The organism is Moraxella sp. CTOTU46934 (assembly GCF_031979465.1).
GTDB lineage: Bacteria > Pseudomonadota > Gammaproteobacteria > Pseudomonadales > Moraxellaceae > Faucicola > Faucicola tetraodonis.
In genome coordinates this window covers 77,442-97,767 of sequence record NZ_DALZEG010000001.1, presented here as the reverse complement: position 1 = coordinate 97,767, position 20,326 = coordinate 77,442, and the positions used below count along the sequence as shown (strand labels likewise).

Sequence of the window (20,326 nt, the reverse complement as noted above, 5' to 3'; positions counted from 1 at the left end):
AAACAACCTTCTGTCTGAAGTAAGGTTAACGCCCGATAGGACGCTTTAACCCATCTATAAAATTTATATCAATTAGGTTTGTCACTCAAAGCCAGCACGTCTGTTAGTAACGCTGGATCATACGCTGACGTTAATACCGCTTGTCCCAATTTTTCTAGTAATACTAGACGAATTTTGCCGGATTTGACTTTTTTATCATGACCCATCAAATCCAGTGCTGTATTGACCTCAATGACTGGCGGATGGGTGGGTAAATCAGCACGAGCGATTAAAGAACTGGCTCTGTCAACATCATCCGCACTAAGCCACCCTTGTTTTTGTGACAACTGCATCGCTTGAATCATGCCTACCGCGACTGCTTCACCGTGCAGCCAATTGCCATAACCTTCATGCGTTTCAATCACATGACCAAAGGTATGACCAAAATTAAGCAGCGCACGCGTATTAGCTTCAAACTCATCTTGCGCCACAATATCCGCTTTATGCTGGCAAGAAATCAGTACAGCTTGGGCTAACAAATTCAAATCGAGCGTGCGTAAGGACGTCATATGGGTTTCAAGCCAAGCCAAAAACGCCACATCGCCGATTAACGCGTATTTAATGACTTCTGCTAACCCTGCTGATAATTCACGCGGTGGCAAGGTTTTTAAGGTGGTCATATCTGCCAAAACAAGACGTGGCTGCCAAAACGCGCCAATCATATTCTTGCCCAAGCGATGATTGATGCCTGTTTTGCCGCCGACACTAGAATCCACTTGCGATAACAACGTTGTGGGAATTTGGATAAAATTCACACCGCGCATAAAACTTGCTGCCGCAAAACCCACCATATCACCAATGACGCCACCACCAAGGGCAATCAGCGTACAGTCACGGTTAAAGTGATTTTCCATCAACTGATCATAGATACTATCAATGCTTTGCTGGGTTTTATACTGCTCACCATCAGGTAAAATACAAGTCTTAATGAGTTTATCGGCAGGCAAACGTGCGACGAGTTTATCAAGATATAGGGGTGCAACTGTCTCATTGGTGACCACCAATACTTGTTTGCCGCTAATATAGTCAGCAAAATCAAAGGTTTCGATGAGATTTTCCCCAATAAAAATGGGATAGTCGTGTGAACGTGTATGGACAATTAACTCACGGCGCATGGCAGTACTCATATCAATATTATCTTTTTGTCATCTAGTAGGTTGTCATCAATTAGCTTGTCATATCTACAGTGCTACATTTAGACGGTTATATTGGCGTCTTGCAATTGCAGCAAAATGTCATGCACCATTTTTTTTGGGGAACTATGACCCGTAACAATGGTGATGTCGGCAAGCTGCTGATAAATTGGGTCACGTTTACAAAACAGTTCGGTTAGCTTTTGCTTAGGATTGTCTATTTGTAATAGCGGTCGGTTGCGGTCACGACAAGTGCGTTCATATTGAATGTCAACTTCTGCCCGCAAATAAATGATTATACCACGTTTTAAAAAATGGTGATTTTCAGCGATGGTAACTGCCCCACCGCCTGTGGCTAGTACGATATGATCGAGCTGGGTTAGTTTATCAAGCACACGTGTTTCGCGTTGACGAAATCCTACTTCACCCTCTTTTTCAAAAATCCAGCTAATACTCGCGCCCGAGACGCGTTCTATTTCCTGATCACTGTCATAAAACGTAAATCCAAGTTGCTGCGCCAACAGTTTACCAATTGTGGTCTTACCCGCACCCATCGGACCAATCAAAATAATTAACGGCTTAGGTTGATTACACTCCATAAAAAAACCACAAATCACTCTATAATATATTGAAAACATTATACTGTGATTTGTGGCAATGCGCTATAAGACTATTTTGTTATGCAAAGCGTCTGTTGGGTTGTCAATTAATTGATACGACCCGTGTCATTCACCAATTTTGGGGTCACAAAAATCAATAATTCTTGCTTGTTATTGCTTTTTGAGGTGCGTTTAAAGAAGCGATCAACATAAGGTAAATCCCCTAAGAAAGGGATTTTAGTCACATCATTACCTAAGGTATTTTTAAACACGCCACCGAGCACAACCGTTTGACCATCATCGACGACCACGTTGGTTTTAATCGAATCTTTAGAAACCGCTGTCGCACCATTGACGATAGTTGGTGAACCATTTTCAATACTCAAATCCATGCCAATACGACCTTCAGGGGTGATATTAGGGGTCACTTCAAGACTCAATGCCGCTTCGACAAAGCTCGTTGAGGTCGCCCCACTGGCAGAGGCTTCTTGATAAGGGATTTGTGTGCCTGACATGATTCTGGCGGTTTGTTTGTCGGCGGTTAGCACTTTTGGACTGGAGATGACTTCACCTTTGTTATCCGCTTGCATGGCTGACAACTCTAAATCTAATAGTAAATCTGAAATGCTCAACAAGCCAAAAGCAATCGAGCCTGCGGCGTTGGTTGCCCCCAAATTGACACTGAGGTTATTAGCGGCAGTGATACCGCTATAGACTGGATAAGTGGTACCATCGGAATTTGTAGCTGTGGTATAAGTCTTAAGGCTATCAATGGTACTTAAATTACCGCCCACCAGCAGGTTACGATTACTTGCCGCGCCTTGTGATAAAATGCCCCATTTTACCCCAAGTTCTTTACTAAAGGTGTCTGTCGCACTCACAATACGGGCTTCAATCATCACTTGTTTGACAGCGATATCGATTTTACTAATCAAATCACGGATGTTGCTGATGGTTTCAGCGGTATCTTTAACAATCAAGGTATTGGTTCTGGCATCGATTGTAACTGTACCTCTGTCTGTTAACAGTGAGGTATTGCTGCTCGAACGATCGGATGTTGCTCTGCCTGCTTCAATCAATGTTCGTACATTTTCTGCTTTCGCGTAGTTAAGTCGGATATATTCGGTACGCAGTGGGTCTAATACTTTTTTCTCTTGTTGCGCTTTTAACTCATCGGCTTCTTGTTTGGCAAGTTCTGCCGCGGGTGCCACCCAAATTACATTACCATTAACCCGTTTATCCAAATTTTTACTTTTTAGGATAATATCTAGGGCTTGATCCCAAGGCACGTTAATCAGACGCAAGGTAATATTACCACTGACGCTGTCACTGGCAACAATATTGGTATTGGTATGTTGTGCCAACACTTCTAAAATCGTCCGCACGCTGACATCTTGAAACTCTAGTGATAAAGGCGCCCCGCTATAGGTACGCTCCTCAAGGGTCGGCTCGCGCAGACGTTTGGGGGGATCGATATTGATATTTAGCTGATTACCTGTTTGAAAGGCTCTATAGTCATAATCGCCTGTCATGGTAATACGAATCACGCCATTGCGTCCTTGGTTGGTTGCGATAACATCACGCACCAAGCCGTTACCTACGGTCATTTGTTTTTGCAGGCGACTGGGAATGGTAGCGCCTGTCAGACGAATGACTAACTCATCACCCATGCGCTGTACATCCACAGGGATGCTGTCATTCACCAAATTAATGCTAACATTACCGCCGCCGTTCGAGGTGCCATTAAAATTAATCGCCGCTAGGCCATCATAGTTGTATTGTTGAACAACGGCGGCAGCAGGATTTAATAAAGGATTGACTTTGACTACCATGGTATTGGCGGGTGGGGCGACTTTTGGTGTTTGGGTCACGACGGCAACAGGTGGCGGCGTTTGCACGACCACAGGTGGCGGTGTAGCAATCACAGGCGCAGCTTCAGTCACTACGGCAGCAGGCGTTACCACCGCGGGCTGACTCACAACGGCCGCTGTAGTCACCACAGGTTTAACGATAGCTGGATTGGTAGCTGCTGTGGTTTTCGGCTGCATTGATACTACCAGGCGATTATTAATCACACGTGTACTAAAGGTCGCTTGATTTGACAACTCAATAATCATACGTGTCATACTGTCATTGGTCAGCGTGGTGATATTTTTGACATAGCCTTGGTTATAAGTTTGCATCCGTGATGCAATTTGATTATTCACATTGGGGAAATCCAACACCAATCGTGTGGGTGAGGCAAGTTCATAAGCCGTCGGCGTCACAGCACTGTTAGCGAAGTCGATATTGAGTTCTGTTAGCACAGCGCTCGGCGTGGTAACCGAGATATTTCTAATGGTATCAGCTGCAAACACACTGCTAGATACTAACATCGCACTCATCGCTACCGCAAGCTTAGACGTTGAAGTTCGAAATGGATAGGCATTAAAATTCATTGAATTATCCCTTTGTTTTATTGACTAACTGCGGCAACAATTGAGTTTGCTTTTTCGACATAGCCGACACGACTGTCTGGTATGATTTCAATTAAGTTAATTTGGGTTGGGGTAATCTCTGCAATACGCCCATCATTTTTACCCATATAATTACCCACTTTGACACTGGCAATCCCCCCATCTGGGCGTTGCACAAGACCATACACCTCGCCAGATGATGACACCATCGTACCTTTGTAGGTAAGCTCATTCAACTCAAATTGTTCAAGTGGCTCTTTGAGTCGGGTCACATCGGGTCTGACCCCTTTCATTTGCTGTACTTGATTGGCTTGCAGCATTAAACTGGGTGGCATAAATGGACTACGCAGCGGTGAAGCGCTGTAATTAAACTCCTGTACCACTTCGGGTGTCGGCGGTGGCTTTACCGGTTGCGCAGGCTGGTTACGGATGTCCTGCATTTGTTGCTCTGCCAAACCGACACGGTCGGTACAGCCAGATAACAGGGCTAATAGGGCTAAGCAAATAGAGAGCGGTTTTTTATTAATTGCCATTATTCGCTTCCTTATTGTCAGACCCAGCTGGATTTTTTTGATTATCTTTTTGTGCCTTCTTTAATTCTTCTTCATTTAGCTCTTTTGAACGATAAGTTTTAACGTTCAAAACAAGATTGGTTTCTGGTAGCTTGTCTAGGCTAGGACTAGGGTTGGTGACCTCAAAGTCATGCAGGGTAATAATCCGAGGTAGTTTAGCTAGACCACTAATGAATGAGCCAAATTGGTGATAATCTCCTAAAGCGGCAATACGAATTGGCTGCTCAATAAAGAACTCTTGGGACACTTCAGGTTCAACTTTGATATCCTGAAATTTGACATTACTGCCCACACCAACCATATTAATGCCATCCACCAAGTCAGAAATACGGGTGTCTTTGGGTAATTGATTGAGCAGTTCTTTAAAATCAGACTGCATTTTTGATACTTGCGCTTGATATTCTTTTAGATGACGTGCTTTGGATTCTTTTTGGCGATATTCATCTAACAAGGTTTGCTGCTCGGCTTCGGCAGCGGCAATCTCATCACGTTTGGTACTAATAGGTAGAAACCAAGTTAAAAAGGCGATAACAGCAACCATAAATAGCAATACGGTAACCTTAACAGGCACAGGCCAGCTACCATAATTATTTTGGTCTAGGGATTTAAAGCTTTCGGTAAAGGCTTTAACATCAAACGATTTTTTTGCGGTAATGTGAACGGGTTTTTTGACGAGTTTCGGTCTTTTTAGCGGATTGGTTAATTTCACCGTTATTTCTCCTTACTCGCACTTGCCGCAACGCCACTTGCAGCGGTAGCACTGGCGACTTGGGTTTGCTTAACCATGGTTGTTACCACAAAAGTCACGTAATTGGCTTCTGGTAATGTTGCGCTGGTACTGCTAGCACTGATGTTACCGGCAGCGGGTGCGGGTGTGGGGGCTTGATAAGCCACCGCATTGGGCTGCTGTATACTGACCACAGCCGATTTTTCTAACCACTGCGTCCCATCAAGACTGCGCATAAATGTCGAAATCACATTCGGGTTGTCGGCTTGACCGGTAAAGGTGATGGTATCAGCTTCACGCTTCATACTGGTTAAATACATTTGTGCGGGGATAATTCTGGCAATATCTTCCCAAATACGGACAGGGACAGGGCGACGGCCTTGCAAGTCTTGAATCACTTTCATACGCGCAATGATATCATCACGCTGCTGCTCAAGGGTTTGGATTTCTTTTAACGCCTTGTCTAAATTAGCGTTTTCTTGTTTGATGCGTTCATTAGCAAGCTGCTGGTTTTCTAGGGTATTTTTATAGTAACTCCATGCCGCAAAGGCACCGAGTAGTGATAATAATAATACCGCAACCACTAAAGTCATAAACTCACGGTTTCTTTGTTCACGAAGTTCTTGACGCCAAGGAAGTAAGTTAATCTTTGCCATTAATCAAAACTCCGTAACGCCAAGCCACAAGCCGCCATCAGGCTTGGCGCGTCCATAATCAGTAATTCAGTGTTGATATGGTTATTAATCGTCATATTTGAAAATGCATTGGCAATACCTGTGCGAGTACCAAGTTTTTGTTCAACCATGCTCGCTAGACCCGCAATGCTGGCACTACCACCGCCCAACAAAATATAGTCTACTTGGCTATTTTGGCTTGATGAAAAATAAAACTGCAGCGAGCGGGTGATTTGCTGCACAATGTCATCTAAAAATGGCAGTAACACATCCGTATAGTAATCATCCGGCAATGACAGGGTGCGCTTATTAATCATCGCCTCCTCGAACGTCAAACCATAACGATTTTGAATACTTTCAGTTAACTGGGCGCCGCCAAAAAGTTGTTCACGGCTGTATACAAACTCCCCGTCCTTTGCAATATAAAGCGTGGTTTGGCTGTGCCCGATATCAATAAGGGCTATATGCTGAGGTTGACCTGGCAAGCTATCGACCATCAATTGAAAGGCGCGTTCAACTGCGTAAGACTCCACATCCACAATTTTAGTATCCAGCCCCGCCAAAGCACCCGCGTCGACACGTTGGTCAACGTTTTCAGTGCGAGAGGCAACTAATAATACCTTACACATATCAGGCGTAGCTGAAGGGCCAATCACTTCAAAATCTAAATTAACTTCTGATAAAGGATAGGGAATATATTGATCAGCATCTAGACGTATAAGAGATTCTCGTTCAAGCTCTGTGAGATCCGCTTCCATCTCAATGATTTTGCTAATAACCGAAGAGCCTGCTACGGCTGTCGCAATATTTTTGCTGGAAAAACCTCTGCTACGAGATAATCTTGCGAGGGCGTCACTGACCGCTTCAATATCTACAATATTTTTATCAACAACAGCACCGCGGGGTAACGGTTCAATGCCGTAATTTCTTAAATGAAATAGACCTTGCTGCCGTGTTATTTCAACCATTTTGATCGCAGTGGTGGTGATATCTACCCCAACGACTAGCTTGTTGTTTTTTGTAAATAACCTCACAAGTTTGTTCCTTGTATACTAAGTTCAGTAACGTGATTTTTACTACGCTACAATACTTTAGAAATTTATTTGATTCAACCATTAGTTGGCACTAATTTATTGGCTGGTTTAAAAACAAGCGAAAAGCAAAATAGATTTTTCACAGAACTCAAATTTTTTTAGGTATAATAAAGCTTTATTTTGCTTTGAGCTAATGACTTTATGACCCAGTCGACTGCTGCTACCTTTACTTGGATGAAATTTTTACTCAATCTTTTGGTTGCAATTTTAGCGTTTCTTTTTATTTTGGTATTAGCTTTCCCCATCGGTTTTTATGGTATGGCGATGTATATCTCACCTAGCCTACCAAGCTTAGATGACCTTAAAAAAGCCAAGCTGTCAATGCCACTACAAATCTATACCGAGGACAACCAATTAATTGGTCAATACGGTAATGATATGTCTTTGCCAGTGAGTTATGAGCAAATTCCCAAAAATATGGTGAATGCTTTTTTAGCAGCCGAAGATTCGTCATTTTTTCAGCACAGTGGTATCAGTATTAAGGGCATTGGGCGCGCACTGACCGAAGCGGTTAGCGACGACGATAGCCAAACAGGTGGGTCGACGATTACCCAACAGGTTGCCAAAAATTATTTTTTATCCTCCGAACGTACCCTTAATCGTAAATTAACGGAGTTATTTTTAGCCCGTAAAATTGAAGAAAAGCTGTCCAAACAAGACATCATGACCTTATATGTTAATAAAATCTATTTGGGTCAAGGTGCGTATGGGATTAAAGCCGCCGCTAAGCAATATTATAGTAAATCATTAAATAACCTAACCATTGCTGAAATGGCAATGATTGCAGGTCTGCCAAAAGCACCCTCAAAATACAATCCCGTTGCTAATCCTGAGCGCGCGTTAGAGCGGCGCAACTGGATTTTGGGTCAGATGCTTAAAAATGGCGCAATTAGCCAAGCGCAACACGACGAAGCGGTTGCTGCACCCATTGGACTGCGCCTATACCAAGCTAAACTTGATAAAAACTTACCGTATTTGGCGGAAATGACCCGTGCCTCATTGGTGGAACAATATGGCGAAGCTGTCATCAATTCGGGCTGGCGCGTGAAGCTTACCATTAATAGCGAAGCACAAGAAATTGCAGAAAACGCCATTAAACGCGGTTTATTTGCGTATGATCGCCGCCACGGTTGGCGTGGCGCCCCTGCTAATACAAAAGATAAAGAAAAACTTGGTAAGCTTGCCAATTTCCCGGTTATCCATTCTTTTTATCCGGTTGAAGTCACCAAAGTTTATCCTGGCAATGGCTTTGATGCGGTCATGAAAGACGGCACTCAGATTAAAGTGCCTTGGTCAAACATGCGCTGGGCGACGCTGCACTACCGTAATCCAAACTCAGCATTTATCTCCAACAACATCGTCAATCTGCATGATATTGTGTATGTCACATCAAATGCTGACAACACCAGCTGGAGTTTGGTGCAAATTCCAGCCGTTGAAGGCAGCCTGGTATCTGTCAATCCAGAAACTGGCGCGTTACTTGCTGTCGTTGGTGGATTTGATTTTAATAAAAGTAAATTTAACCGTGCCATTCAAGGCTATCGTCAGCCTGGCTCAACCATCAAACCATTAGTTTACGCCACCGCCTTAGAAAAAGGCTTTAGCCCAGATACCATGATATCTGATGATCCATTAACCGTCGGTTCTTGGAAACCCAAGAACTCAGATGGGCGCAATTTGGGGATGATTCCACTGCGTAAAGGTTTATACCTATCGCGTAACCTAGTATCAATTCGGGTACTACGTTCAGCGGGTATCTCTGATACGCGTGAGCTACTCAATGAATTTGGGTTGGAAAAAGAACGCATGCCAAACACGTTGTCATTGGCACTCGGTTCTGGTGAAGCGACCCCATTACAGATGGCTACGGGCTATGCGACCTTTGCCAACGGCGGTCACCGTATTCAACCTTATTTTATTCAGCAAATTTTTGACTACAACGGTAAGCTGCAATACCAAGCCAATCCAAAACAAGCCTGTGCAGTATGTTTTAACAATGATTTACAGCAAACCAATGAAGATAACTTAACCGCCTTCCAAGAACAACAAACTGCTTTGTTAAGTGGCCAAAGTAAAGACACGCAAGCAGGCGATAAAGCGACTGAAAAATCTGATTTATTCAACGCAAACCCACTGGCTAAAACCAACGAAAAAGACAGTTTAAACAAACAAGATAAGAAAAAACTTAGCAAAGAAGAAGCGGCATTAGAAGCCAGCACTCAGCAAATGCTAGCACGCCAAGCGTCCCTTGAAGCGCAACTATATGATGCCGGCCCCGACACTGATAAGCTAAAACCCATGCCTATTCAGTATATTCCAGCGCAGCAAGCGCCCCGTATTCTTTCTTCTAATGTGGCATTCCAAATGGCCAATATCTTACGTGATGTCATCCAGCGCGGTACCGCGGTTAAGGCGCGGGCGTTAGGTCGCTCAGATTTGGGTGGCAAGACAGGTACTACCAATGATGCCAAAGATGCGTGGTTTGCCGGTATCAACCCCAGAATGGTGACGACAGTTTGGGTCGGTTTTGACCAACCGATCGGTATGGGTAAAAAAGAATTTGGTGGCGTGGCGGCGCTACCTATTTGGATGGATTTCACTTCTAAAATGCTCAAAGGTCAACCTGTGGAATGGGTATCAGTGAATAATCGCGCCAAATCCAAAAAACAAGAGCAGGAAACCATTGAGCTTACTGATAATGGTACTAGACGCGTCGATAGCAAGGGCAATGAAATCACCCGTGATGACAGTAAACCCCCGCAAGCGGTTACCCGAAAACGTCCTGAGGAACAAGCATCCGTAACGATGCCAACAACGGGTAACAATATCAACTACGCTCAGTTAAATAACAATAAACCACTGAACGAATGAGTCGTTAATAAACTTTAGTTAATAAAGCCTAATAAAAAAGCTCGATTAGTAATCGAGCTTTTTTATGGTCTTTGCTAAGTATTAAGATAAATAATAATTTTGATTAAACAATTAAAATTCAATCATCCCTTCTCGCAAACTATCGATAGTATCAACCAAATCGCCACGCCATTGGCGAATCATATCGACTGAAATATTGGTACTTGATGGACTTGCCATAACATCAATCACCGGCAATTTAGCATTTTTGTTGCTTTCATCACTCTCATTTCCAAGATTTTGTGGCACAGGTTTATAGATAATTTGCTGCCATGCTTTTTCGATATCACCTAAATAATCATTAGCTAATAGTTGCTTTAACCGCATGACTTCAGGTGATACTTGGGTTTTAGCCTCCAATGCATCACTAATTGATTGCAGACTCGGGTTTGGCATAGTTAAATTATAATAGCGCGCTACTTCTTGTAAAAACGCCAAATACCCGCCGTACAAATGCATAAGAGCGCTTTCAATATGCGCCTCTTGCAACTGACCCTTCTGGGTCTGCTCAGCTTGCTGACAATAAATTCGGCAAAAATACATTTTTTGATTGGTTCTATCTGCTTGATAACGTGCAACACGACCTGCCATATTGTTTCCTTAGACATTTGATACGGATATTTTGATGAAAAAAAAGGCCAGTTGCAAGCACCGGCCTTTTTATGACTAATTAACGATTATTTTGCATCTTGGCTATTAAACTCTTCAGCAAATTTGTCTTCAAATGACATTGACGCAGGTTCCATGGTTTCGGGAAACAAGGTGTCTAGTGCTTCTAGCTGCTGATTTTCAGTAGCTTCTGTGGCGGTGGTTTTACCGCTCTCTAGACGCTGGGCATGGTAAGCTAAACCAGTACCTGATGGTACCAAGCGACCGACAACCACGTTTTCTTTTAGACCACGTAAGTCATCAATCTTGCCAGTAACTGCTGCCGCCGTCAATACGCGCGTTGTCTCTTGGAATGACGCCGCAGAAATAAAGCTTTCAGTTGCCAATGAGGCTTTGGTGATACCGAGCAATAAACGGTCAAACTTGACTGGGAATTTGTTTTCTTCGTCGAGTTTTTTGTTCATGGCGACGATATCAGCGTATTCAGCTTGGTCACCTTTGAAGTAGCTTGAATCACCGCCATCGGTAACTTCAACTTTACGTAGCATCTGACGAATAATCACTTCAATATGCTTGTCGTTGATTTTTACCCCTTGTAAGCGGTAAACGTCTTGTACTTCATTGACGATGTAGTTGGCAAGCTCAGTTTCACCTTTTAAGCGTAAAATATCGTGTGGGTTTTGTGGACCATCGGCAATTACCTCGCCACGCTCAACACGTTCACCCTCAAACACGTTGATTTGACGCCATTTTGGAATCAACTCTTCATGCACTTCGCCATCATCATTGGTAATGATAAAGCGGTTTTTACCTTTGGTGTCTTTACCAAAGCTTACTGTACCACTCATTTCCGCCATAATCGCATGATCTTTTGGACGACGCGCTTCAAATAAGTCAGCAACACGCGGTAGACCACCAGTAATATCTTTGGTACCTGATGATTCTTGTGGTACACGACCTAAAATCGAACCTGTTGTTACCTCATCGCCTTCACGCACACGAATAATGGTTTGCTGTGGTAAGAAATACACCACTTCTTTACCCTCTTTGGTATCAAGGATAATCGCAGGACGTAAATCTTTACCCGAGCTTGGACGGTCTTTGGTCGCCAAGATTTCGTATGAGCTCATACCTGTTGCTTCATCGATTTTCATGGTGGCGGTTAAGCCATCGGTGATTTCGCTAAAGCGTGCGGTACCTGATACCTCGGTAATGATTGGATGGGTATGCGGATCCCATTTACCAATGGTTTGACCTGGGGTAACCTCAGTGCCATCAGCCACTAAAATTGACGAACCATACGGTGCTTTATAGCGCTCACGCTCACGGCCTAATTCATCGGTAATACTAATTTCTGCAGAGCGAGAGACCACTACCAAATGACCATCGGCATGGCTTACAGATTTCAAGTTTTGGAAGCGAACAGTACCGCCTTTATTAACCTGAATACTGTTTTCCACGGCTGCGGCGCTCGCGGCACCCCCCACGTGGAAGGTACGCATGGTAAGCTGAGTACCCGGCTCACCGATTGATTGCGCCGCCATAACACCCACAGACTCACCAATATTGACGCGGTGACCACGTGCTAAGTCACGACCATAACATTGTGAACAGACACCATGTGGCACTTCACAAGTAATCACAGAACGTACCCAAACTTCGTCAATACCATGTTCATCAAGTACTTTTACCCAATGCTCATCCAGCAAGGTACCTGATGGGATGGCTAGTTCGCCTGTTTTATTTGACATCACATCTTTGGCGGTGACCCGGCCCAGCACGCGGTCAGCCAATTGTTCAATGATTTCACCACCCTCAATGTGTGGCTTCATCAAGATACCTTTATCGGTACCACAATCAGGCTGGGTGATAACCAAATCTTGCGCAACGTCAACCAAGCGACGGGTTAAGTAACCTGAGTTTGCTGTTTTGAGTGCCGTATCAGCTAGACCTTTACGGGCACCGTGCGTCGAGATAAAGTACTGTAAAACGCTTAAGCCTTCACGGAAGTTAGCTTTAATTGGGGTTTCAATAATCGAGCCGTCTGGTTTTGCCATCAGACCACGCATACCTGCCAACTGACGAATCTGCGCCGCACTACCACGCGCACCTGAATCCGACATGATATAAATCGAGTTAAACGATTTTTCTTTTTCCGTTTCACCTTGGCTGTTGACAACGGTATCTTGTGACAAGTTATCCATCATCGCTTTGGCGATTTGGTCATTGGTACGTGACCAAATATCAATGACTTTGTTATAGCGTTCACCCGCTGTCACGAAGCCTTGTTCAAACTGGCTTTCAATCTCACGAACTTCTGCATCAGCCGCTTCGATGATTTTGTTTTTGGTAGGTGGAATGAGCATATCTTCCATACCAATCGATACACCTGACAGCGTCGCTTGGGCAAAACCCAAATACATCAATTGGTCAGCAAACATAACGCTGTCTTTCACGCCCATTTTGCGGTAGCAAGAATTGATAAGGCGAGCGATGTTTTTCTTGGTCATCTCTTTGTTGACTTCGTCAAAGCTCATACCTTTTGGGGTGATATTCCAAATCAAGCAGCGACCCGCAACGGTGTCAACCATTTTGGTAACGGTATTGCCATTGCCTTCTTCGTCATACGTGATTTCTTCAATGCGTACTTTAATTTTGGCATTGACGCTTAAATCACCGGTGCCTAGCGCGCGATACACTTCTTTCACGTTTGAGAAAGTCATGTTTTCGCCTTTGGCATTAATGTGTGAACGGCTGATGTAGTACAACCCCAATACAACGTCTTGTGATGGTGTGATGATTGGCTCACCATTGGCAGGTGACAAGATGTTGTTGGTTGACATCATCAAGGCACGGGCTTCAAGCTGGGCCTCCAAAGTTAACGGTACGTGTACCGCCATTTGGTCACCATCAAAGTCGGCGTTGAACGCGCTACAAACTAGCGGATGGAGCTGAATCGCTTTACCTTCAATCAGTACAGGCTCAAATGCTTGTAAGCCCAAACGATGGAGGGTCGGTGCACGGTTCAGTAGCACTGGATGTTCACGAATCACGCTGGCAAGCATATCCCACACTGCCGGTTCTTCACGCTCAACCATTTTCTTAGCGGCTTTGATAGTGGTCGCAATACCATTTTGTAAAAGTTTGGCATAAGTAAAGGGTTTGAACAGTTCAAGTGCCATTTTTTTAGGCAAGCCACATTGATGTAGACGCAGGTATGGACCCACGGTAATGACCGAACGACCTGAATAGTCGACACGTTTACCAAGAAGGTTTTGACGGAAACGACCTTGTTTACCTTTAATCATGTCAGCTAAAGATTTTAATGGACGTTTATTGCTACCTGTAATCGCACGACCACGGCGACCATTGTCAAGCAGCGCATCTACTGACTCTTGTAGCATACGTTTTTCGTTACGCACGATGATGTCAGGCGCATTGAGCTCCAACAAACGTTTTAAACGGTTGTTACGGTTAATGACGCGGCGGTATAAGTCATTTAGGTCTGACGTGGCAAAACGACCCCCTTCAAGCGGTACCAATGGACGCAAATCAGGTGGCAATACAGGTAACACCGTCATTACCATCCACTCAGGCTTGTTGTTTGAATCACGGAATGACTCAAGCAATTTTAGGCGTTTTGACATTTTTTTAAGTTTGGTTTCTGAACCGGTATTCGGAATTTCTTCACGTAACTGGTCGATTTCCAAATCCACGTCAATATCACGCAGCAAGTCTTGAATCGCTTCAGCCCCCATTTTTGCGGTGAATTCATCACCAAACTCTTCAAGTGCTTTGAAGTAATCTTCATCATCGAGCAACTGATATTTTTCAAGGGTAGTTAAACCTGGGTCAGTCACTACATAGCTTTCAAAATACAGTACGCGCTCGATATCACGCAAAGTCATATCAAGTAGTAGACCAATACGGCTTGGTAATGATTTTAAGAACCAAATATGCGCGACTGGGCTTGCCAGCTCAATGTGACCCATACGCTCGCGGCGTACTTTGGCGGCGGTCACTTCAACGCCACATTTTTCACAGATCACGCCTTGGAATTTACGGCGTTTATATTTACCACACAAGCATTCGTAGTCTTTAACAGGTCCAAAAATTTTGGCACAAAAAAGACCATCACGTTCTGGTTTGAAAGTACGATAGTTGATGGTTTCAGGCTTTTTAACTTCCCCATGCGACCAAGATTTGATGGTGTCAGGTGAGGCAAGAGAAATTTGAATGCTGTCGAACTCTTGGTTACCAGAGTCGGCAGGGCTTTTCATGATGTCTAATAAGTCTTTCAAACTGCTTCTCCATCGATTAAATTGAAGGTCGATACAGATTGACTTTCAATTTAAGGTTAATTTTTATTCGTTTGTCATTAAAAAGGTAAACTATTGAGTTTGAGTATGGCGACGTTATTAAAGCCACCACACTCACAATCATGACTTAGTTTTTACTTTTGCTATGATCTTTTAACTCAATGTTAATACCCAATGACTTAATCTCTTTGGTCAATACGTTGAACGATTCTGGCATACCGGCTGACATGCTTTGTTCGCCATCGACGATGTTTTTATACATGCGGGTACGACCTTCCACGTCATCCGATTTCACCGTCAACATCTCTTGCAATGTATAAGCAGCGCCGTAAGCTTCAAGTGCCCACACTTCCATCTCACCGAAGCGCTGACCACCAAACTGGGCTTTACCACCCAATGGCTGCTGGGTAACCAGTGAGTAAGAACCTGTTGAACGTGCGTGCATTTTGTCGTCAACCAAGTGGTTGAGTTTGAGCATGTACATATAACCTACGGTCACCGGACGATCAAACTGTTGACCGGTACGACCATCAAACAATACTTGCTGACCTGAGGTTGGCATACCCGCTAATTCTAGCAAGCCTTTGATTTGCTGTTCTTTAGCACCATCAAATACTGCGGTACCCATTGGTACGCCAGCACGTAGATTTTTTGACATGGCAATGATTTCGTCATCACTGATGCTGCCCAAGTCCACTTGCTCGCCGCCAATTTGGTTATAGATTTTGTCTAAGAAATCACGTAACTCAGCAACTGCCGCTTGTTGTTTGATCATCTCGTCAATTTTGATACCCAAACCACGTGCTGCGCCGCCTAAGTGGGTTTCTAGAATCTGACCGACGTTCATACGCGATGGTACGCCTAGTGGGTTTAGTACCACATCCACTGGGTTGCCGTTTTCATCGTATGGCATATCTTCAATCGGCATGATACGTGATACCACCCCTTTGTTACCATGACGACCTGCCATTTTGTCACCGGGTTGAATACGACGTTTCACTGCTAAGTACACTTTGACGATTTTTTGAACGCCATGCGTTAAGTCATCACCTGCCGTTAATTTGCGTTTTTTCTCAGTGAATTTTTCATCGATTTCTTTTTGTTTATCGGTTAAAAAGTCACCAATTTGTGATAAACGCTCTGCGGTATCTTCTTGGGTTGGCTGAATATCCAGCAATGTTTCAAGTGACATGTCTTGCATTGATGCTTCACTCAACACCGTACCTGATTTTAAGCCCGCACCACCACTGACAGTTTGACCGTCAAGCAATGAGATAATGCGACCGCGTGCGGCGTTTTCAAAGATACGCAATTCTTCTTTTAAGTCTTTACGATAGCTATCAAGCTGGGCTTTTTCGATAGCTTGCGCACGGCTGTCTTTTTCTACGCCATCACGGGTAAAGACTTGGACGTCAATAACCGTACCTTTGGTAGAAGAAGGCACTCGCAACGACGTATCTTTAACATCTGCGGCTTTTTCGCCGAAAATTGCACGAAGTAGTTTTTCTTCAGGGGTGAGCTGGGTTTCACCTTTTGGTGTCACTTTACCCACTAAGATATCGCCACCTTGCACTTCCGCACCAATATAGACAATACCTGCTTCATCTAGATTAGCTAGGGCTGCCTCACCCACGTTTGGAATATCGGCAGTGATTTCTTCCGTACCCAATTTGGTATCACGCGCCACACAGGTTAATTCTTGGATGTGAATGGTGGTAAAACGATCTTCTTTAACCACACGCTCAGATAACAAAATCGAGTCTTCGAAGTTGTAACCGTTCCAAGGCATGAACGCCACACGCATGTTTTGACCCAATGCCAACTCACCCAAATCGGTTGATGGGCCATCTGCCAAGATATCCCCGCGCGCAATGACATCACCTTGGTTGACGATAATGCGTTGGTTAATACAGGTATTTTGGTTTGAACGGGTGTATTTGATTAAGTTGTAGATATCAATACCCGCTTCACCCGCTTGCATTTCATCTTCATTCACTTTTACAACGACACGGCTCGCATCCACGTCCATAATGACGCCGCCACGTTTGGCAGTCACACACACACCGGAGTCACGGGCAACGTGACGCTCCATACCCGTTCCAACCAGTGGTTTGTCAGAACGTAAAGTGGGTACCGCTTGGCGCTGCATGTTCGAACCCATCAAGGCACGGTTGGCATCATCATGTTCCAAGAATGGAATCAAACTTGCTGCCACAGACACAACCTGACGCGGTGATACGTCCATATGGGTCACTTTCTCTGGTGCCATACGTACAAATTCACCATAGTTACGCACAGAGACATAATCTTCTGTCAATTGACCGCTTTCATCAATCGGCGAATCCGCTTGTGCAATCACAGTACCCACTTCTTCAATCGCTGATAGATATTCGATTTCATCCGTCACTTTACCGTCAACTACTTTACGATACGGAGTCTCTAAAAAACCAAATTCATTGGTTTTAGCGTAGACGGCTAGTGAGTTGATCAGACCGATGTTTGGACCCTCAGGAGTTTCAATCGGACACACACGACCATAATGGGTTTGGTGTACGTCACGCACTTCAAAGCCTGCACGTTCACGTGTTAAACCACCTGGACCTAATGCAGAAACACGACGCTTATGGGTGATTTCTGACAATGGGTTGTTTTGGTCCATAAACTGTGACAATTGTGATGAACCAAAGAACTCTTTAATAGCGGCTGCCACAGGTTTTGAGTTGATTAAATCTTGTGGCGACAAGTTATCTGTTTCAGCTGAGCTTAAACGCTCTTTAACCGCACGCTCGACACGGACTAAACCGACGCGAAATTGATTTTCTGTCATCTCACCAACTGAACGGACACGGCGGTTACCTAAATGGTCAATATCGTCCACTACCCCACGACCATCACGAATTTCAATCAACATTTTTAATACGTCAATAATATCTTCGTTGGTCAACACACTGCGTTCACGCTGCACATCAGGGTCATTGGTTGGCTCATAGGCACGGCCCAAACGACGGTTGAACTTCATGCGACCGACATTTGATAAATCATAACGGTCCGCGTTAAAGAACATCGATTCAAACAGTTTTTCAGCTGTATCGAGTGTTGGTGGCTCACCTGGACGCATCACTTTGTAGATTTCAATCAACGCTTCTTCACGGCTCATCGCGGTATCCGCGCGCAGTGTATCGGCAATGTATGAACCATGATCGATATCGTTAGTGAATAAAATATCAAATTCTTTAATGTCGTTATTGCTGATTTTGACCAAAGTCTCGTGATCGAGCAATTGGTTAGCGCGTGCAATGACTTCATCATCCACCACGATATCTTGTGCCAAAATACGCTCATACAAGTATTCATCAGGCACAGGTAATTTAGTCATACCGGCTTGTTCGATTTTACGAATCGCGCGCGCGTTGATACGTTTGCCCTGTTCGACAATCACTTCGCCATCCGGTGAAACGATTTCAAACTGCGCCATTTCACCGCGTAAACGGTCAGTGACAAGATCAATTTCAAATTGCTCATCACCTTTATAGACGTGGGTTTTTTCATAAAACGCATCTAAAATTTGCTGTGTATTCATCCCAATGGCATGCAAAATCACCGTTGCCAATAATTTACGGCGGCGGTCAATACGAGCAAACACCAAATCTTTGGCATCAAATTCAAAGTCTAACCATGAACCACGGTAAGGAATAATACGAGCGTTATACAGCACTTTACCACTTGAATGTGATTTGCCTTTGTCATGGTCAAAGAATACGCCTGGTGAACGGTGTAGTTGCGATACGATGACACGCTCAGTACCATTAATCACAAAGGTACCATTTTCGGTCATCAATGGGATTTCACCCATATAGACGCTTTGTTCACGGATATCTTTAATTGCTGCTTTGGCATCTTTGTCTTTAACATCTTTATCTTTGATGACCAAACGGATTTTGACACGTAATGGCGCTGCATAGGTTGAACCACGTAAAATACATTCGCGCACATCAAACTCTGGTGTACCTAGATAGTATTCAACAAATTGTAGCTCGGCATTGCCAGTATGGCTTTCAATAGGGAAAATAGAATTAAAAGCGGCTTGTAAACCAATGTTTTCCCGACCTTTTGGCTTTTTATTTTCTTGCAAAAATTGCTCATACGAGTCAACTTGGATGGCCAATAAGTATGGCACATCCATGACGGTGGGCAACTTTGCAAAACTTTTACGAATGCGTTTTTTTTCAGTATACGAGTATGCCATTAAAAGTCCTTAAACATTCAAAGCGTTAATGCCTACCCATCTATCAATACTTCAGTGCACCGATACTGCTGTGCACCGATAGAGCCACAAATCACCACATTTCCTGTTAGGAAATTAAGTTTTTTGCGCATTTATTAACGATGGAATCTATTTTTAAAAGATTTGATGACCCAATTCTTACAGTCTTAAGTCACCAACTTACATCCAATTTCCTAACGGAAATCTTAAAACCTTGCTCAATCAGCGGATAAGTTAATCATCACAGGATGGATAACCTAATCGACGCTATAATATAAAATCGAATAAACAAAAACTGTAGAGACGACAAAAAGCCAAACACCTTTGGGGTATTTAGCTCAAGTTTTTTTTACGCATTACCAGACTTTCTAACTTGCATGGAACAATTCTGTCCTTGGTGCGTGTGCCATCTTATGTTCAATCAGACACGAAAGGTCAAGAGAATGATTATAATAAAAAAAAGCTATTATTGCAAGCGCAATAATAGCTTTTTGAAGTTTAGAAAACTTAAGTGCGAGAATTATTTCAATTCTACTGATGCGCCTGCTTCTTCTAATTTTTTCTTCAATTCTTCAGCTTCAGCTTTCGCTACACCTTCTTTAACTGTTTGTGGTGCGCCTTCAACTAGGTCTTTAGCTTCTTTTAAGCCCAAGCCAGTGATTTCGCGAACTGCTTTAATAACAGCTACTTTCTTGTCGCCAGCGCCAGTTAATACGACGTTGAAGTCGTCTTTTTCTTCTGCTGCAGGTGCATCACCAGCTGCTGCAGGTGCTGCTGCTAGTGCAGCGGCTGATACGCCAAATTTTTCTTCCATTGCAGAGATAAGATCTACAATTTCCATTACTGATTTTTCAGCGATTGCATCAAGAATTTCTTGGTTAGTTAATGCCATGATGTGTATTCCTAAATAAGTGAATTTGGTTTAAAAAA

General features: G+C 43.7%; 12 protein-coding genes. 1 reads left to right on the top strand and 11 read right to left on the bottom strand.

The features are described 5' to 3' along the window. Positions 1-68 precede the first annotated feature (68 nt). From aroB to RTN07_RS00390, 7 genes are all read right to left on the bottom strand, one after another. Positions 69-1,166 (bottom strand): 3-dehydroquinate synthase, encoded by a 1,098-nt coding sequence (gene aroB, locus RTN07_RS00420; protein ID WP_312174716.1) that lies wholly within the window; start codon positions 1,164-1,166, stop codon positions 69-71. A gap of 68 nt (positions 1,167-1,234) precedes the next feature. Next, positions 1,235-1,771 carry a shikimate kinase gene (locus RTN07_RS00415; RefSeq protein WP_160002372.1) on the bottom strand — a complete coding sequence of 179 codons (537 nt, stop codon included), beginning with the start codon at positions 1,769-1,771 and terminating at the stop codon, positions 1,235-1,237. Between the two features lie 107 nt (positions 1,772-1,878). Continuing rightward, the gene (gene pilQ, locus RTN07_RS00410; RefSeq protein ID WP_312174711.1) at positions 1,879-4,209 is read right to left on the bottom strand and encodes a type IV pilus secretin PilQ; all 2,331 of its coding nucleotides are present in this window, start codon (positions 4,207-4,209) and stop codon (positions 1,879-1,881) included. A 17-nt stretch (positions 4,210-4,226) separates the two neighbouring features. Continuing rightward, a complete protein-coding gene (locus RTN07_RS00405; protein ID WP_312174709.1) occupies positions 4,227-4,760 on the bottom strand; it encodes a pilus assembly protein PilP in 534 nt (177 codons plus the stop codon). Next, positions 4,750-5,508, bottom strand: coding sequence for a type IV pilus inner membrane component PilO (locus RTN07_RS00400; RefSeq protein ID WP_065253721.1), 759 nt, complete (start codon positions 5,506-5,508; stop codon positions 4,750-4,752). The genes RTN07_RS00405 and RTN07_RS00400 overlap by 11 nt, the downstream gene beginning before the upstream one ends. A gap of 2 nt (positions 5,509-5,510) precedes the next feature. Further along, the gene (locus RTN07_RS00395) at positions 5,511-6,182 is read right to left on the bottom strand and encodes a PilN domain-containing protein (RefSeq protein ID WP_076774548.1); all 672 of its coding nucleotides are present in this window, start codon (positions 6,180-6,182) and stop codon (positions 5,511-5,513) included. Beyond that, the gene (locus tag RTN07_RS00390) at positions 6,182-7,234 is read right to left on the bottom strand and encodes a pilus assembly protein PilM (RefSeq protein ID WP_312174706.1); all 1,053 of its coding nucleotides are present in this window, start codon (positions 7,232-7,234) and stop codon (positions 6,182-6,184) included. Before RTN07_RS00390 ends, RTN07_RS00395 begins: the two co-directional genes overlap by 1 nt. A 201-nt stretch (positions 7,235-7,435) precedes the next feature. On the opposite strand from RTN07_RS00390, the gene RTN07_RS00385 reads away from it, so the two are divergent. After that, complete coding sequence (locus RTN07_RS00385; RefSeq protein ID WP_312174704.1) at positions 7,436-10,165, top strand: penicillin-binding protein 1A; 2,730 nt, start codon at positions 7,436-7,438, stop codon at positions 10,163-10,165. A gap of 111 nt (positions 10,166-10,276) precedes the next feature. Here the strand turns inward: RTN07_RS00385 and RTN07_RS00380 are convergent, their stop codons facing one another. The 4 genes from RTN07_RS00380 to rplL all read right to left on the bottom strand — a co-directional run bounded on the left by RTN07_RS00380 (position 10,277) and on the right by rplL (position 20,288). Beyond that, entirely contained in the window at positions 10,277-10,795 is a 519-nt protein-coding gene (locus tag RTN07_RS00380) for a DUF6586 family protein (protein WP_096488583.1), read from the bottom strand. A gap of 86 nt (positions 10,796-10,881) precedes the next feature. Next, positions 10,882-15,114 carry a DNA-directed RNA polymerase subunit beta' gene (gene rpoC, locus RTN07_RS00375; RefSeq protein WP_312174702.1) on the bottom strand — a complete coding sequence of 1,411 codons (4,233 nt, stop codon included), beginning with the start codon at positions 15,112-15,114 and terminating at the stop codon, positions 10,882-10,884. A 145-nt stretch (positions 15,115-15,259) separates the two neighbouring features. Beyond that, the gene (rpoB, locus tag RTN07_RS00370) at positions 15,260-19,378 is read right to left on the bottom strand and encodes a DNA-directed RNA polymerase subunit beta (protein ID WP_312174700.1); all 4,119 of its coding nucleotides are present in this window, start codon (positions 19,376-19,378) and stop codon (positions 15,260-15,262) included. A 538-nt stretch (positions 19,379-19,916) separates the two neighbouring features. Further along, positions 19,917-20,288 carry a 50S ribosomal protein L7/L12 gene (gene rplL, locus RTN07_RS00365; protein ID WP_036597696.1) on the bottom strand — a complete coding sequence of 124 codons (372 nt, stop codon included), beginning with the start codon at positions 20,286-20,288 and terminating at the stop codon, positions 19,917-19,919. Positions 20,289-20,326: the final 38 nt, after the last annotated feature.